A 14609-nucleotide genomic window follows, 5' to 3' on the forward strand; every position below is an offset into this window, starting at 1 on the left:
CACCTCCACCGCTTATCGTCGTACTGACGAAATTCAGGGGGTCTCATCATGGCCGACATCACTCGGCGCTTCGGCTGGCGCCATCTGCGCTCCGCACCCACCGCCCACATCCGCCACCACAAGCGCGGCCGGCTCACCCACGACGGTCAAGGGCTCAGCTTCTGGTACCGGTCGCTGTCGGCGGCGCTCTCCGAAGTGCCGGTCGACGACCGGGAGCTGGCCATGGCGTTCCACGCCCGTACGGCCGACTTCCAGGACGTCACCGTGCAGGCCACCGTCACCTACCGGATCAGCGATCCGGCCGAGGCGGCGAACCGGCTCGACTTCTCCGTGGACCCGGACACCGGGAGCTGGCGCGGCGCACCGCTGGAACAGATCGCCACCCTGCTCACCGAGACCGCGCAGCAGCACACGCTGGACGTGCTGGCCCGCACCCCGCTCGCGGCGGCCCTGGTCGACGGGGTCGCGTCCGTACGCGAACGGGTCGCCACCGGTCTCGCCGCCGAGCCGCGCCTCCCGGCCACCGGCATCGACGTGGTGGCCGTGCGCGTCGTCGCGATCCGCCCCGAGGCCGAGGTGGAGCGTGCCCTGCGCACCCCGGCCCGCGAGCAGATCCAGCAGGAGGCGGACCGGGCCACCTACGAGCGGCGGGCCGTGGCCGTCGAGCGCGAACGCGCCATCGCCGAGAACGAGCTGGCCAGCCAGATCGAACTGGCCCGGCGCGAGGAGCAGCTGGTCGACCAGCGCGGCACCAACGCCCGCCGCGAGGCCGAGGAGAAGGCCGCGGCCGACGGCGTGCGGACCGAGGCGGAGGCGGCCCGCAAGGTGCGCCTGGCCCGCGCGGAGGCCGAGTCGGCGCGCGAGACGGGCGCGGCGCGGGCCGAGGCCCAGGCCGCCTGGCTGCGGGTGCACGGCGAGGCCGATCCGGCCACACTGCACGCCCTGGCGGCGACCCGGCTCGCGGAGAACCTGCCGCGCGTCGAGAGCATCACCCTCTCCCCCGACGTGCTCACCGGGCTGCTCGCCAAGCTCGCCCGTCCGGAAGGCGGGGCGGGCACGTGAGCCTGGCGCCCCGGGCGGTGCTCGTCCACCGGCGGACGGAGTACGAGGAACTGCTCGCCCGGCACGGGACGCATGGACAGGCCGCGTTCTTCCTGTCCAGTCGGGGCCGCTCGATCGACGAGGTGGCCCGCCGCCACGAGGACACCCGGCAGGCGCTGCGGGAGGTGGCGGCGGCGGTGCCCCTCACCTGGCGCAGCTCCCGGGTGGAGCGGGCGGACCTGGACCGCTTCCTGTTCGCCCCGCAGGACGTGGTGGTCGTGGTCGGCCAGGACGGACTGGTCGCCAACACCGCGAAGTACCTGTCCGGGCAGCCGGTGGTGGGCATCGACACCGACCCGGGGCGCAACCCCGGGGTCCTGGTCCGCCACCGCCGGGCCGACGCGGCCGCCCTGCTGCGCGCCGCGACCACCGCCGGGGGCAGTGCCGAGGAGCTGACGATGGTCGAGGCGGTGGCCGACGACACGCAGCGCCTCCTCGCCCTGAACGAGATCTACCTCGGGCCGCCCGGCCACCAGACGGCCCGCTACCGCCTGGGCCCCGACGGCGAGAGCGCCCCGGGCGAGGCCCAGGCCTCCTCCGGGGTGCTGGTCGGCACCGGCACGGGCGCCACCGGCTGGCTGCGTTCGCTGTGGCTGGAGCGCGGCGGCACCCTGCCGCTGCCCGCGCCGTGCGACCCGCGCCTCCTGTGGTTCGTCCGCGAGGCCTGGCCCTCCCCGGCGACCGGGACGTCCAGGGTGGCGGGCGCGCTGGGGCGCGGGCAGGGGCTGCGGCTGACCGTGGAGTCGGACCGGGTCGTGGTCTTCGGGGACGGAATGGAGTCCGACGCCCTGGAGCTGACCTGGGGTCAGAGCGTACGGCTCGGCATCGCGGAGAGGTCGCTGCGCCTGGTGACATGAGCGCACCCGCGCTGCCGCGCCGCCCGCAGCCGCCCCGGCGGCCCCGGCCGCTTCGCTACGGTGGTCCGAACCCGGCACCGGAGAGCGGAGAACCAGCACCATGTCAGCCGAACCTGTCACCGAGCCCGCCCGCAACACCCGCCCGCCCACGGCACAGGCGGCCCTCGGGGTCGGCGTGATCGTCGAGGACGGCCGGGGGCGCGTGCTGCTGGGCCGGCACCACAGCGGTACGTGGGAGCTGCCGGGCGGGAAGGTCGACGCGACGCACGAGTCGATCGCCGCGGCGGCAGCCCGGGAGCTGCGCGAGGAGACGGGCCTGGAGGTCGACGAGACGGCCGTGGGCGTCGTCGCGATGGTCCACGACGTGATCGGCGGGATCAACCGCGTCAGCATGGCGGCCGTCGTGCGGCTCGCCTCCGGCGTCCCCGAGGTGACCGAACCTCACCTGATCAGTGCCTGGCGGTGGACCGTGCCCGAGGAACTGCCGACCCCGTTGTTCGACCCGTCGGCACAGATCCTCGCGGCGTGGCGACCGGAGCTGGGCATCACCCACCGGCCCGCGCACGTGCTGCGGATCGCCCCGGACGAGAACCGCGCCTGACGCACCGCCCTCCACGCCGGCACACCTCCCCTGTACCCACAGATGCGGACCAATCGGACCCACTGTATGAATAAGGGACCATCCGTACGACAGGGAGTAGCCCCATGGACGACTACCCACTCCTGGACGTCTTTCTGACCATGCTGTACCTGTTCCTCTGGGTCATGTGGTTCTTCCTGCTGTTCAAGGTCGTCACCGACCTCTTCCGGGACCACTCGCTGAACGGCTGGGCCAAGGCGGGCTGGCTGGTCCTCGTCATCCTGCTGCCGTATCTGGGCGTACTGATCTACCTGATCGTCCGCGGTCGCAGCATGCACGAACGCGACGAGAAGCTGGCCAAGGACTCGGAGGCGGCGTTCCGCACCTACGTGCGCGAAGCCGCGACGAGCCAGGGCGGATCCGGCGGCAGCGACCACGTGAAGGATCTGGCGAAACTCGCCGAGCTCAAGGAAAAGGGCGCGCTCAACCCCGAGGAGTACGAGCGGGCGAAGGCGAAGCTGCTCGCCTGAGGCCGGGCTCCGGCCCTCGCCCTCGGCGTCCCGCGAGGGCGAGGGCGGGAGCGCCGCTCGGGTGTTCTATCGTGGGGTGACCTCCGAGGAAGAGCAGGCGCACATGAGGCGAGCGACGACCCCCGCGGCGGCCACCGTCGCGCAGCGCGGGCTGCTCGCGCTCCTGGTGGCCGTGGTCGGCCTGCTCTGCCTGCTCGGCCGCCCCTCGCCGCAGGACGCGCCCCCTGCCGGCGCGACGTCCGTGTCGCAGGCGGCCGCGGCTACCGCCGTGCAGCCCTCGGCTGACGAGGGTTCGGCTCCGTGCGGCAAGAAGCTGGTGGCCGCCGAGGACGTCGCGCCCCGCTCCGCCGCCGCCACCGGGACCCTCCCGGCGCCCGGTTCGCCGCAGTGGACGGACGGCCCCGTGCCGACGGCCGGTTCGGGCGCCTCGTTCTGCCGCGGCGGCCCCGCGCCACCTCATCCCGTCACCACCTTCTCCGTTCTGCGGATGTAGGCCGGCCCTCGCGGTCGCGTCCTTGATCCCTTCCATCCGGAAACGGAGATTTCCGCATGTCCTCTTCCCGGCGCTCCTTGAGCCGGGCGGGTGAGGCGCTGCGCGCGTGGCAGGCCAGGCAGTGGCTGGTGGCGGGGCTCGGCGCCCTGGCCACGGCCGTCGCCGTCGGCGTGCCCACCGATGTGGTGCCCACCTCCCTGTTCGGCCGCTCGGTCCCGGTGCAGTGGTGGAACTATCCCGCCCTCGCCCTCACCGCCGTCCTGGCCGGCCTCGTGCTGAGCACGTACGTCCGCCCGCCTGCCGCAGCCCCGACCGCGTCCCCGGCCGCACGACCTCCCGGGACCGTCCGGGACGGCCGTATGGGGGCCGCCGGCGGCGTGCTGTCGTTCTTCGCCGTGGGCTGCCCCGTGTGCAACAAGCTCGTGCTCGTCCTCCTCGGGTCGTCCGGTGCGCTGAGCTACTGGGCACCCCTGCAGCCGTTGATCGCCGTCGCGTCCGTCGCCCTGCTCGCGGAAGCGGCGCTGCGGCGCCTCTCCGCCCAGAGCCGGTGCACGGTCACGGCCTGACCTTCCGGGCCGGCTCCCCGGGCCGGAGACGTACGTGCCTTTTTGCGGCATGGGCCGTTAGGGGTGTCGCGGACGCACCTGGCGTCCCGGCCCGGAAGGATGCTCGATGTCCACGAAGCGCGTTGCCAGCCGTCTGCTGGTACTGACAGCCACGGCGGCTGCCGGTACGGGTGCGTGGAGCGGCCAGGCCCTGGCAAGCACGAACATTCTTGCGGTCGGCAACGACGCTCACGACACCACGATGATCAACAGGGACGGTGAGGTCGGGGCGGTCGGCAGGACGACGTACAGCAGTGGGGTGGGCAGCGGCCTGGTCCAACTGCCGGTGAGCAGCCCCGAGAACCGCGGCGGCGGGGGCAGCCTGCTCTTTTCGGACCGCCGGCTGAAGACCGGGGTCACCGCGGTGGTCTGGGAGCGATGAGCCACGGGCGGTTCAAAGGGGCCGTGGTCAGGATGCTGATGTCGGCCCTGGCCGGGTTGGGCGTGCGACAGGGGGCTTCTGCCGCTGGTCTGGCCTCCGATGCCGTGTCGGGTGCGGTGTGCGGCAGCGGACCGGTCAACGGCTACCGGGTGCTGGAGCAGGTGGCCGGGCTGCCGGTGAGCACATGGCGGTATCACTGGGACCCGCCGCACGTACGTCACCTGGGGCCCATGGCGCAGGACTGGTGGAAGGCGTTCGGGGTCGGTGAGAACGACCGGACGATCTGCTGCACCGACGCCAACGGAGTGGCCCTCGTCGCCATTCAGGCACTGCACCGAGAGCTGATCGAACTTCGGGGCGAGGTCGAGGCCCTGAGAACCGGGAGTGCACGGCAAGCGCGGTCGAACCGCGCGCCCGCGGATCCGAGTTCCGGGAGGAACGCATCGGATCAGGCGTAGGTGTGTCCTGCGTTTCGACCTCGCTGCCCGGTGGTGGGTGGTCAGTTCAGTCCGAGTGACAGACGCAGGGTGGTGAAGAGTTCGGTCTGGTCATGGCTGCCGAGTACCCGGTGGGACTGGGGCCCCTCGGCGGCGACGCGAACCTGAACACCGCTGTGCTCCTGGCCCTCCTCGCCCACGTGCGTGGCGTAGCCGACTTTCATCAGCGCGCCCTCGTCCGTGACCAGCGTTGCGGACAGCCCACCGGGCCTGGCCGCCATCGGCACGATCTGGCTGCTGTGTCCGTGGTCGGCGGTGGTGATGACCAGGGTGTCGGGATGCCGTGCGGCGTACTCCCTGGCCGCCTTGACGGCGCGGTCGAAGGCGACGGTCTCGCCGATCTGGCCGCAGGGGTCGGCGTCGTGGTTCTGCTTGTCGATGGAGGCTCCTTCGACCTGGAGGAAGAAGCCCTTGCCGTGGCCCTTGCGGCTCGCGCCCGCTTCGAGGAGTTCGATCGCCTTGCGCGTCTGGGCCTCCAGGCTCGGGATGCGTGAGCTGCGCCCTGGGTTGGTCCGAACGCAGCGCTGGGGCGCCGTGCCCGCCGCCGCGGCGGGCCTGCCCGTCCACTCGACCGGCACGGACTCCGCGGAGAAGAGGCCCAGCACCGGCCTCCCCCGGCGTGCGGCGCCGAGGCCGTCTGCGTCCGTCACCACCTGATAGCCACGCTGGCGGGCGCGGTGCACCACGGTGGCGCCACGCTCGGGGCCTTCCGTGATGGTCTGCTCGAAACGCTGCCTGCCACCGCCGAGCAGGACATCGATCCGTCGGGCGACCGTCTGCTCCGCGATGGATCCGGGGCCGCCCTCGCTCCGGGCGTCCGCCGGGCACAGCGCCATGTCGGCGGGGCCCTGGCAGCTGCGATCGGTGACGTGCGCGGCGATGGCCGCGGGGGTGGCGTCGGTCAGCTCGGCGGTCGTGACGCTGCCGGTGGCGAACCCGCCGCGCTGGGCGAGTTCCAGAATGGTCGGGACCGCCCGGTCGGTGTCGGGGGTCTTGGACACCCGGTCGTTCACGGTCTTGCGGCCGGTGGCCCAAGCGGTGGCACTCGCCGCGGAGTCGGTGACGTAGTTGGGCTTGCCCCGCGCGTCGACGGAGTAGGTGGTGTACGTCCCTGTCATCGGGAAGCGGTCCATGTGGAGCTCGCCCCCCGCGCCCACCGTGTAGTTGCGGGCGAGGGTGATCTCGGAGTCACCCATGCCGTCGCCGATCAACAGGATCACACTGCGCGCGGCAGTCGTGGAGCCGGCTGCCGGGACGCCCGGGCCGATTCCGGTTGTGCTGGAAGCGAGGAGGGCCATCGCTCCCGCGGCAAGCACCGCGTGGGCGACGATCCGTCGACGGTAAGGGTCTCTCCGCAGTACCGCATATTTCACCATCATAAACCTCCATTGACTCGCCAATAGCGTTAGAGTTTTTTCCTTGACCTGATTTTCACATTCACCCAGCAAAAGAAAACGCGAATACATCGCCCGCACGCCGACCGTCAAGCGCCCGACTCGGCCATCTCGAAAATGGTGACCCCAACTCCGCCTTCACCTCTTCGGCACACCACTGAACAGGCATCGACGGGAAGAAGATCCCTGGCCGAGGATCGAGAACAGGCCGGTGTCCGAATATCCGCTGTCGATTATCAGTCAATTGATTTCACGGCAAAGCAGCCTCCCCTTTTCAGTCTTAGCATTACTGACGATTCCGGGCTTCAACGAGGGACGACCGAACTGACCGAAGGGGTAGTCGTGGGACAGATCTCTAGGGACGAGGCCGCACCGGTACGGCGGTCCGCGTCGACGGAGCCGGAGCCGGTCCCCGAAGTCCGGATCCTGCTGGCGGAGGACAAGGACGTCCACCGGAACGGGCTGCTCGTCCTGCTCTCGCAGATCGCCGGCGCCCAGGTGGTCGGAACGGCGGTCGACCGCGAGGAACTGGCACACCGCGCGGCCGAACTGCTGCCGGACGTCCTGGTCGTCGGGGCCTCCATGATGGTCTCCGACGGCATCGCGACGGTCTGCCGCCTGCCCGGCGGGGTGTCCCGCGGGACCGTCATGGTGGCCGACCGCGACACCGACGAACTGCTGCTCGCGGCGCTCGCCGCCGGAGTCCGCGGCTACCTCCCCCTCAGCGCCCCGCGCGAGGACTTCGGCTCCGCGATCCGGGCCGTCGCGGCCGACGGCGCGTTCCTGCCGACCGGCGTCACCCGCCGTCTCTTCGGAAACTTCCGCCTCATTCCCCGCCAGGCGGACGAGCCGGTCGAACTCCGCCTGCTCAGCGAGCGCGAGAGGCAGGTGCTCCTCCATATCGGCGGTGGCCGCAGCAACCGGGAGATCGCCCGAAGCCTCCGGCTCAGTGAGGCGACGGTGAAGAGCCACGTCTCGCGCATCCTGACCAAGCTGAAACTGCGCGACCGGGTGCATGTCGCCCAACTGGTGTGGCGGCTCGGCCTCGACGGCCCCCGCACCCTCCAACAGCTCTGACCCGTACCGGAGAACGCCATTCATGCCCCAGCCGCACCGGACACGGCCGCACCTGCCGCCGACGCCCTCATCGTCGTCCCGCCTTGTAACTCTCCAGCAGCTCCGCGTAAACCCGTCGGTAGGTGATGCTGAACCTGTCCGCGGCGGTGTGCACTTGGGAGTGCAGGTCCATGGGCGCCTCGATCGGGCGCTGGTTCTCCACGATCGGGTGGTCCTCCTCGAAGACCTGCCGCTCGTAGCCGAGCACATCCGCCAACTCCGCGCCCTGCTCGGCGGAGACCGCGTCCGTGCCGGCCAGCCAGAACTGCCGTACGCGCAGCCCGTCCGCCGAGACCGGGGCGGTCACCTGCGCGACCAGTCGGCGTCCGCCGGACGGCGAGGAGACACAGATCGACGCGAACATCGGAAGGGTGAGGCGGTAGTCCAGGTGATGGTCGAACTCCTCGGCGAGGTCCTCGGGCATCTTCTCGGAGCCCATCGAGGAGGTCCATCCGAGGCGCCAGCCGTCCCGCGCGATGCGGTAGGGCTCCACCACCTGGGCCACGTCCCCCATCGTGTCCCCGTGCACGAAGGGGAAGTGGGCCCTGTCCCGGAAGTTCTCGGTCAGCTGCCGCATGCCGCAGTTCAGGGTGTAGGGCTCGCCCGCGCCGATCTGCCAGGACTCGTCGACGTACCCGGGCAGCCGCGGCAGCGGAAGGAAGGGGGCGGCGAGGCAGCTCCACACCAGGCCGTAGGCGATCTCGGCGGGGTAGGTGCGCAGCGCCGTGTGCGGCCGGTCGCGGCCCGGCGGCAACGAGGGAACGCGCGTGCACCGCCCACTTCCCGCCTCGAAGAGCCAGCCGTGGTACGGGCATTGCAGGGCGCCGTCGCTCACCTGCCCCAGCCGCAGTGCCACACCGCGGTGCGGGCAGAAGCCCTCGGCCACGGTGACGGAAGCCCCGTCGCCGTACACCACCAGTTCTTCTCCGAGAATGCTGCCGCTCGTGACGCCGTTCTTGAGATCGGCGACCCGGGCGACCGGGAACCACGTGTGCCGCAACATCTCGTATTCGACCGCATCCATCGTCGTACCCCTGCTTCAGCTGATTCAGCACGTCAACGCACTTACATCGAGAGCTTGCGAAAGCCTGAGAAGTGGAGAGTTCACCCACCATGGAAATCATGGAGACGCACCGCGACCTGTTGGTCCGCCTGCTGCCCGACGACAAGGAGGACGAACTCGCCCTCCATCAGGGGCAGTTCCACCACGTGGTCGTCGGCTCGGAGCGCGTGGTGTGCTTCGCCCGCACCGAGGCCGCCGCGGCGCGGTTGCCCGCGCGGGCAACCGTCCTGCATGCCCTCGCCGGGCTCGACCTCGGTTTCCGCACCCCGCGCCCGCTCGCCCAGGGCGGCGACCGCGACACGGACGAACCGCCCCACCTGGTGCTGAGCCGGATCCCCGGGGCACCTTTGGAGGACGACGCGCTGGAGCGCCCCGAGGTCGCCGAAGCGGCGGCCGAGCAGTACGCCGAACTCCTCTCCGGGCTCATCGCCGCGGGCAAGGACGAGCGGGTCCGCGCCGCGCTGCCGACGGCCCCCGAGAACCAGTGGCAGACATTCGCGGCGGACGTGCGCGCCGAACTGTTCCCGCTGATGGCCGACCACGGCCGCGAGCGCGCCGCACGGGAACTCGCCGCGCTCGACAGCCTTCCCCCGCTCACCTCCGCGGTGGTCCACGGCGATCTCGGCGGCGAGAACGTCCTGTGGGAGATCTCCGACGGTGTACCGCGCCTCAGCGGCGTCATCGACTGGGACGAGGTCAGCCTGGGCGACCCCGCCGAGGACCTGGCGGCCGTCGGAGCCAGCTACGGGGAGGAGTTGCTGGACCGGGTGCTGACGCTCGGCGGCTGGAACGACGGTCCGACGGCCCGGCGGATTGCCGCGATCCGCGGCACCTTCGCCCTCCAACAGGCTCTCTACGCCCGGCGTGACGGCGACGAGGAGGAGCTGGCGGACGGCCTCACCGGCTATCGGTAGGCCCGGCCCGTCGTAGCCGGGGGACCGCGGGACCAGGGCGTGTTTCGAAAGTAGCGCCGTCCGCCCGGAGGGCGGGCTCGGCGGCGTCCGGTGCGTGCGATCGCACGGCGGAGGGTCGCCCCGATACCGGCTGTATCGGGGCGATCCCGACAACGTGGCGAGGGATGGGGCCTCCCCTGCTCGAGCGAAGCCGAGAGCCTGGGGAAGTGCCAGGCGTCGCCGAGCAGGCGGGACTTTCGAAACGCGCCCTAGACGCATTCCCGCGGCTCCTCGGCGGTGACCCGCGTCTCCCACCAGCGCCACCCCTTCTCGGGCAGCGTGGACAGCGGGTCGTAGAAGGGGTAGCGGCGGGTCAGCGCGTCGGGGTCGTCGAGTTCGACCCGGGTGCGGTAGTTCTTCGTCCAGTACGAGACACCGCGCTCCCGGTCGTACTCGACGGCCTGGTGCACCCACCGCTTGCCCACGTACGGCACGTCGCAGACGATGCGCGGAGTGGCGTAACCGGGCAGATACCCCATGATCGCGTGCTGGAGTTCCTGGGCCTCGGTGAGCGAGGTCCGCCAGTGCTCGGCGCCGGGCACCATGTCGCACATGTAGAAGTAGTACGGCAGGATGCCCGCTTCGCCCTGGAGCGCGAAGCACAGGTCCAGCAGGGCCGCCGCGCTGTCGTTGACCCCCCGCATCAGCACGCCCTGGTTGCGCACGTCGCGGGTCCCGGCGTCGAGCAGGGCCCGGGTGGCCTCCGCGACCAGCGGCGTCACGGACTGGACGTGGTTGGCGTGGGTGTGGACGGCCAGGTGGACACCGCGCCGTGAGGCGACGCCCGCGACCCGCTCCAGGCCGGCCACCACCTTCGGCTGGAGCCAGTGCTGCGGCAGTCCCACCAGAGCCTTGGTGGCCAGCCGGATGTCGCGGACCGTATCGATCTCCAGCAGCCGCATGAGGAACGACTCCAGCCGCGGCCAGGGTACGTTGGCCACGTCGCCGCCGGAGACGACCACGTCGCGGACGCCCGGGGTGCGGCGGAGGTGGCCGAGGATCGCCTCCTGCCGGTCGACGGGGCGCAGCAGCAGCCGTTGCTTGTCGACACTGGGGGTGGAGCCGCCGACCAGGTCCATCCGGGTGCAGTGCCCGCAGTACTGCGGGCACGTGGAGACCAGTTCGGCGAGCACCTTCGTGGGGTAGCGGCTGGTCAGCCCCTCCACCACCCACATCTCCGCCTCGTGCAGCGAGTCCCGGAGGGAGAGCGGGTGGCTGGGCCACCGCGGGTCGCGGTCGGAGCGCACCGGCACCATGTAGCGGCGGATCGGATCGGCGTAGAACGCGTCGCTGTAGCGCCTGGAGTCCGCCGCGGTCTCCGGGGCCATGGTGTTGAGCATCTGCGGCGTCACCAGCATGGCCATGGTGGCCATGTGCTCCTGGTCCTCGGCCAGGTCGTCGTAGAACTTCTCGTCGAGCCCGATGCCGGTCACCGCCCGTAACTGGCGGGCGTTCTTGACACAGTGGGCCCGCTGCCACTGGGCGTCGCGCCACTCGGCGGCGGTGACGTCCCGCCAGCCGGGCAGCCGTCGCCAGTCGGGTTCCACCAGCTCCTGGCGCCGGTAGTGGTAGGGCTGGGCGATGGGGGGCGCTTCGCGCACGGGAAGGTCACTGGGGTCGGTCACTGGAGGTCTCTCCTGGGGAGCGTCCGAAGACTCCGACGAGCTGCGCCAGCTCGTGCGGGCTCGGGTGGTCGAATACGTCCTGGAAGGTCAGGTCGGCTGCCAGTTCGCGGTGGACGAGGGAGATGAGGCGGGTCACCGTCAGCGAGTCGCCGCCCAGCTCGAAGAGCGAGTCGAACGGGCCGCAGGGCACACCCAGGCTCCGGCCGAAGAGCTCACCGAGGCGGCCGGCGAGGGGCGGCCCGACCGCCGTCGTACCGTCGTCCGGGGCTCTCCCGGTCGCCGGCGTGCCGGTGGGCGCCTCGCGGGAGGCGGAGGTGAGGCGGGCGCTCAGCGCCGCCCGGTCGACCTTTCCCGTACGCGTCAGGGGCAGCGCGTCCACGACGGATATCCGGTGCGGCAACAGGGCCCGGGGCAACCACCGGGCGCAGTGCTCCGCCACCTCGCGCTCGGTGGCGGGCTCGGCGTCCGAGGGCACGAACACGGCGCGGAGTCTGAGGTGTTGCGGGTCCTCCCCCACCGGCACGACGGCTGCGGCGGCGACTCCCGGGCAGGCCGTGAGCGCCCGTTCCACCTCGGCGGGCTCGACCCGCACCCCGCGCAGTTTGATCTGCCGGTCGGCGCGGCCCGCGTGGGTGAGCGAGCCGTCGCCGAGCTCCCGCACCAGATCGCCCGTACGGTAGAGCCGCCCGCCGGGCGCGGGGCAGAACCGCGCCGCTGTGAGACCGGGCCGGTCGGCGTACCCCCAGGCGAGGCCGGGGCCGCCGATCCAGAGTTCCTCGGCTTCGCCGGAGGCGCCGCCCCGGGGGACCAGCGTCTGGCGCACGTGGGGCAGCGGACGGCCGATCGGTACCGGGTCATCGTCCTGGAGCGCCCGGCCGGCCGGGCCGCCGAGCTCCGCCGCGTGGGTGACCATGACGGTCTCGGTCTGGCCGTAGGTGTTGAGCAGTCGGACCCGGTCCGGGACGCGACTCGACCAGAGCCGGACCGTTCGGGCCTGGGCCGCCTCGCCGCCGATGACCACCAGCCGCAGGTCGGGCGGCAGCTCCTCGTGCCCGGAGGCCAGGTGATCCACGAGCTCGTTCCACATGGCCGTCGGCAGGTCGGCCACCGTGACGCGGTGCTCGCGCACCACCGCGAGCAGGGCGGGTACGGAGCGTGCCTCGACCCGCCCGTCGACGACCAGGGCCGCGCCGCCGAGCAGGGCGGGATAGATCTCCTCGCCGCTGGTGTCCCAGATCAGCGAGGTCCAGTGCAGGACCCGGTCGGCCGGGGTGATGCCGAAGAGCCGGACCAGCGACCCGGCTGCCGAGGTGACGGCACCGTGCGGCACGAGCACGGCCTTGGGGGTACCGGTGGAGCCGGAGGTGAGCATGACGTACGCGAGGTCGTCGGGCGACGCGAGCACGGTGGCGGCCGCGGAGTCCGGCGGCCCGGGGCCGAGGCTCCGCGCGGGCGGGGCCGCGGCTCCGGCAGAAGGACCCGCCGGGGACTCGACGGGGATCAGGGGGACGCCGAGAGGGGGCAGTCCGGCAAGCAGCTCCCCCCTGCCCAGGACGGCGTCCGGAGCCGCGATCGCGACGACGGCCCTTAGCCGCTCCGGCGGGTCCGCCGGGTCGACGGGCACATGTGCGGCGCCCGCGCGCAGGACCGCGAGGAGGCTCACCACACCCTGCCAGGTCCGGTCGGCGAGCACCGCGACGCGGTTGCCCCGTCCGATGCCGTGCGTCCGCAGGACGTCGGCCAGCCCGCCCGTGAGAGCGTCGAGTTCGCGGTGTCCGACGGTGCGTTCCGGAGTGATGAGCGCGGGAGCGCCGGGGGTGCGCCGGGCGGTCGCCGCGAGGAGTGCGGGCACGGTGTCCACGCGGCCGGCGACCGCGCCGCCGACCGTGGAGAGCGCGGTCATGCGCGGGCGCTGAGCGGACGCAGGTCGGTCCAGATCGCCTCGATGCGGTCCAGACACTCCTGGCGCGTGCCGGTGCTGCCCTCGGCCCGCCATCCCGCCGGGAGCGGCCGGTCGACGGGCCACAGGGAGTACTGTTCCTCGTCGTTCACGACGACCTGGTGCACGGGGTCCATGGCGGTCTCGCTCATCGTGCGGGCTCCTCGCGGGAAGAAGGGGCGGGAAGGTGCAGGACCTCGTGCAGCAGCGCGAGGTAGTCGTCGGCCATCCGGTGGGCGGTGGCCGCCTCGTACAGATCGGTGCTGTACTCCAGGAAGCCGTGCAGCCGCTCGCCGTCCCGGCCGAGCTCCAGTTCCAGGTCGAACTTGCTGCTGCCGACCGGGAGGTCCCAGGGGGAGCAGAGGAGCCCGTCGAGTGCGAGCGCCTCCTCCTCGAAGTCCTGGAAGCTGAACATCACCTGGAAGAGCGGGGTTCGGGACAGATCGCGCGGCGGCCGCACCGCGTCCACCAGGTGTTCGAAGGGGACGTGGGCGTCCTGGTAGGCGGCCAGGGCCCGGGTGCGCACCCGGGCCAGCAGTTCCGCCAGGTCCCAGGTGCCCGACAGGTCGAGGCGCAGCACCACGGTGTTGGTGAACAGTCCGACCAGTGCCTCTTCCGCATGGTCGGCGCGGCCGGAGACGGGAGTGCCGACGCAGAGGTCCTGGCCGCCGCCGCGTCGGTGCAGCAGCATCGCCCACACCGCCAGCAGCAGCATGTAGAGGGTGACGCGGTGCCGGTTCGCTGCCGCCCGGGCCGTCCGTGCGGTCTCGGCGGGTACGACCACCCTGACGCGGTCGCCCCGGCCGGTACGCGTCCCGGGCCTGGCCCGGTCGGTGGGCAGCCGCAGGGGCTCCGCGCCCTCCAGCGTCCGCCGCCGGCGCTCCAGCGCCTGCCGGCCGGCGGGCGAAGCCGCCCGCTCGACGCGGGCGAGGACGGTGTCGCCGTATTGCGACGGCAGCGGTGGCAGGGCTTCCTCGGGACGCCGCCCGTTCCGCGCGGCCAGGTAGAGTGCGGCGAGTTCTTCGCCCATGACCGCGAGCGACAGTCCGTCGCAGCAGATGTGGTGCAGCGAGCACACCAGGACGTGGTCCTGCGGGCCCAGCCGGACGAGCAGGGTGCGCAGCGGGTCCTCGCCCGCCAGGTCGAAGGGGCGCAGGGCGAAGTCGGCGACCGCCCGCCCGGCCCCTTCCGGGTCCTTCGCGTGGTCCAGTCGCCGCAGCCGGGCCCGGCGCGGGCGGCGCACCGTGCGACGCGGTTCCCCGTCGATCTCGCCCGTGCGGGTGCGCAGTGGCTCGTGCCGCGCGACCAGCGCGTTCAGCGCGTCTTCCAGGGCCGTGGTGTCCAGCGGCCCCCGCAGCCGGTGCGCGTACGGCAGGATGTACTCGCTGGAGGGTCCGGAGAGCTGGTCGAGGAACCAGAGGCTCTGCTGCGCGGGCGCGAGCGGCGCCACCCGCTCGGCTCCGGGCGGAACCAC

At 72.2% G+C, this 14609-nt stretch carries 16 protein-coding genes; 10 read left to right on the forward strand and 6 right to left on the reverse strand.

What is annotated here, in order from left to right:
• Positions 1-48 precede the first annotated feature (48 nt).
• From ACIRJT_RS06460 to ACIRJT_RS06495, 8 genes are all read left to right on the forward strand, one after another.
• Positions 49-1062, forward strand: a complete 1014-nt coding sequence (locus ACIRJT_RS06460) for an SPFH domain-containing protein (protein ID WP_403905299.1) — start codon at positions 49-51, stop codon at positions 1060-1062.
• Positions 1059-1958, forward strand: coding sequence for a hypothetical protein (locus ACIRJT_RS06465; RefSeq protein WP_403905301.1), 900 nt, complete (start codon positions 1059-1061; stop codon positions 1956-1958). Before ACIRJT_RS06460 ends, ACIRJT_RS06465 begins: the two co-directional genes overlap by 4 nt.
• A gap of 100 nt (positions 1959-2058) precedes the next feature.
• Positions 2059-2559, forward strand: a complete 501-nt coding sequence (locus tag ACIRJT_RS06470; protein ID WP_403905304.1) for an NUDIX hydrolase — start codon at positions 2059-2061, stop codon at positions 2557-2559.
• Positions 2560-2663: 104 nt separating this feature from the next.
• A complete protein-coding gene (locus tag ACIRJT_RS06475) occupies positions 2664-3068 on the forward strand; it encodes an SHOCT domain-containing protein (RefSeq protein WP_403905306.1) in 405 nt (134 codons plus the stop codon).
• Between the two features lie 76 nt (positions 3069-3144).
• Positions 3145-3561: a hypothetical protein gene (locus ACIRJT_RS06480; protein ID WP_403905309.1), complete on the forward strand. Its 417-nt coding sequence runs from the start codon at positions 3145-3147 to the stop codon at positions 3559-3561.
• Positions 3562-3617: 56 nt separating this feature from the next.
• The gene (locus tag ACIRJT_RS06485; RefSeq protein ID WP_403905312.1) at positions 3618-4127 is read left to right on the forward strand and encodes a hypothetical protein; all 510 of its coding nucleotides are present in this window, start codon (positions 3618-3620) and stop codon (positions 4125-4127) included.
• Positions 4128-4233: 106 nt separating this feature from the next.
• Positions 4234-4548: a hypothetical protein gene (locus ACIRJT_RS06490; RefSeq protein WP_403905314.1), complete on the forward strand. Its 315-nt coding sequence runs from the start codon at positions 4234-4236 to the stop codon at positions 4546-4548.
• Between the two features lie 32 nt (positions 4549-4580).
• Positions 4581-5006, forward strand: a complete 426-nt coding sequence (locus ACIRJT_RS06495) for a tail fiber domain-containing protein (protein WP_403905484.1) — start codon at positions 4581-4583, stop codon at positions 5004-5006.
• Between the two features lie 41 nt (positions 5007-5047).
• On the opposite strand, the gene ACIRJT_RS06500 is transcribed toward ACIRJT_RS06495, so the two are convergent.
• Positions 5048-6421, reverse strand: a complete 1374-nt coding sequence (locus tag ACIRJT_RS06500) for an alkaline phosphatase (RefSeq protein ID WP_403905487.1) — start codon at positions 6419-6421, stop codon at positions 5048-5050.
• 360 nt (positions 6422-6781) lie between these two features.
• Here ACIRJT_RS06500 and ACIRJT_RS06505 point away from each other — a divergent pair, with 360 nt between their 5' ends.
• On the forward strand, positions 6782-7516 hold the full coding sequence (locus tag ACIRJT_RS06505) for a LuxR C-terminal-related transcriptional regulator (RefSeq protein ID WP_403905317.1): 735 nt from the start codon (positions 6782-6784) through the stop codon (positions 7514-7516).
• Positions 7517-7583: 67 nt separating this feature from the next.
• On the opposite strand, the gene ACIRJT_RS06510 is transcribed toward ACIRJT_RS06505, so the two are convergent.
• Entirely contained in the window at positions 7584-8579 is a 996-nt protein-coding gene (locus tag ACIRJT_RS06510; protein ID WP_403905319.1) for a Rieske 2Fe-2S domain-containing protein, read from the reverse strand.
• A gap of 89 nt (positions 8580-8668) precedes the next feature.
• Between ACIRJT_RS06510 and vph the strand changes: the two genes are divergently transcribed.
• Entirely contained in the window at positions 8669-9532 is an 864-nt protein-coding gene (gene vph / locus ACIRJT_RS06515) for a viomycin phosphotransferase (RefSeq protein ID WP_403905321.1), read from the forward strand.
• Positions 9533-9780: 248 nt separating this feature from the next.
• Here vph and ACIRJT_RS06520 read toward each other — a convergent pair whose 3' ends face one another.
• Genes ACIRJT_RS06520 through ACIRJT_RS06535 form a run of 4 tightly spaced genes read right to left on the reverse strand, consistent with a single transcriptional unit; the run spans position 9781 to position 14609 of the window.
• A complete protein-coding gene (locus tag ACIRJT_RS06520) occupies positions 9781-11196 on the reverse strand; it encodes a KamA family radical SAM protein (protein WP_403905324.1) in 1416 nt (471 codons plus the stop codon).
• Positions 11180-13099 (reverse strand): non-ribosomal peptide synthetase, encoded by a 1920-nt coding sequence (locus ACIRJT_RS06525; protein ID WP_403905326.1) that lies wholly within the window; start codon positions 13097-13099, stop codon positions 11180-11182. The genes ACIRJT_RS06520 and ACIRJT_RS06525 overlap by 17 nt, the downstream gene beginning before the upstream one ends.
• Positions 13096-13287 (reverse strand): MbtH family protein, encoded by a 192-nt coding sequence (locus tag ACIRJT_RS06530; RefSeq protein WP_403905328.1) that lies wholly within the window; start codon positions 13285-13287, stop codon positions 13096-13098. The genes ACIRJT_RS06525 and ACIRJT_RS06530 overlap by 4 nt, the downstream gene beginning before the upstream one ends.
• Complete coding sequence (locus tag ACIRJT_RS06535) at positions 13284-14609, reverse strand: condensation domain-containing protein (protein ID WP_403905330.1); 1326 nt, start codon at positions 14607-14609, stop codon at positions 13284-13286. Before ACIRJT_RS06535 ends, ACIRJT_RS06530 begins: the two co-directional genes overlap by 4 nt.

This window comes from Streptomyces sp. NPDC102283, from assembly GCF_044766265.1.
Lineage (GTDB): Bacteria > Actinomycetota > Actinomycetes > Streptomycetales > Streptomycetaceae > Streptomyces.

Excerpts from the sequence above, each read along its gene's own strand:
- ACIRJT_RS06475 (WP_403905306.1), top strand. The coding sequence starts at position 2,664 with ATGGACGACTACCCACTCCTGGACGTCTTTCTGACCATGCTGTACCTG.
- vph (WP_403905321.1), top strand. The coding sequence starts at position 8,669 with ATGGAAATCATGGAGACGCACCGCGACCTGTTGGTCCGCCTGCTGCCC.
- ACIRJT_RS06510 (WP_403905319.1), bottom strand. The coding sequence starts at position 8,579 with ATGGATGCGGTCGAATACGAGATGTTGCGGCACACGTGGTTCCCGGTC.
- ACIRJT_RS06495 (WP_403905484.1), top strand. The coding sequence starts at position 4,581 with ATGCTGATGTCGGCCCTGGCCGGGTTGGGCGTGCGACAGGGGGCTTCT.
- ACIRJT_RS06525 (WP_403905326.1), bottom strand. The coding sequence starts at position 13,099 with ATGACCGCGCTCTCCACGGTCGGCGGCGCGGTCGCCGGCCGCGTGGAC.
- ACIRJT_RS06500 (WP_403905487.1), bottom strand. The coding sequence starts at position 6,421 with ATGGTGAAATATGCGGTACTGCGGAGAGACCCTTACCGTCGACGGATC.
- ACIRJT_RS06460 (WP_403905299.1), top strand. The coding sequence starts at position 49 with ATGGCCGACATCACTCGGCGCTTCGGCTGGCGCCATCTGCGCTCCGCA.
- ACIRJT_RS06470 (WP_403905304.1), top strand. The coding sequence starts at position 2,059 with ATGTCAGCCGAACCTGTCACCGAGCCCGCCCGCAACACCCGCCCGCCC.
- ACIRJT_RS06485 (WP_403905312.1), top strand. The coding sequence starts at position 3,618 with ATGTCCTCTTCCCGGCGCTCCTTGAGCCGGGCGGGTGAGGCGCTGCGC.
- ACIRJT_RS06530 (WP_403905328.1), bottom strand. The coding sequence starts at position 13,287 with ATGAGCGAGACCGCCATGGACCCCGTGCACCAGGTCGTCGTGAACGAC.
- ACIRJT_RS06490 (WP_403905314.1), top strand. The coding sequence starts at position 4,234 with ATGTCCACGAAGCGCGTTGCCAGCCGTCTGCTGGTACTGACAGCCACG.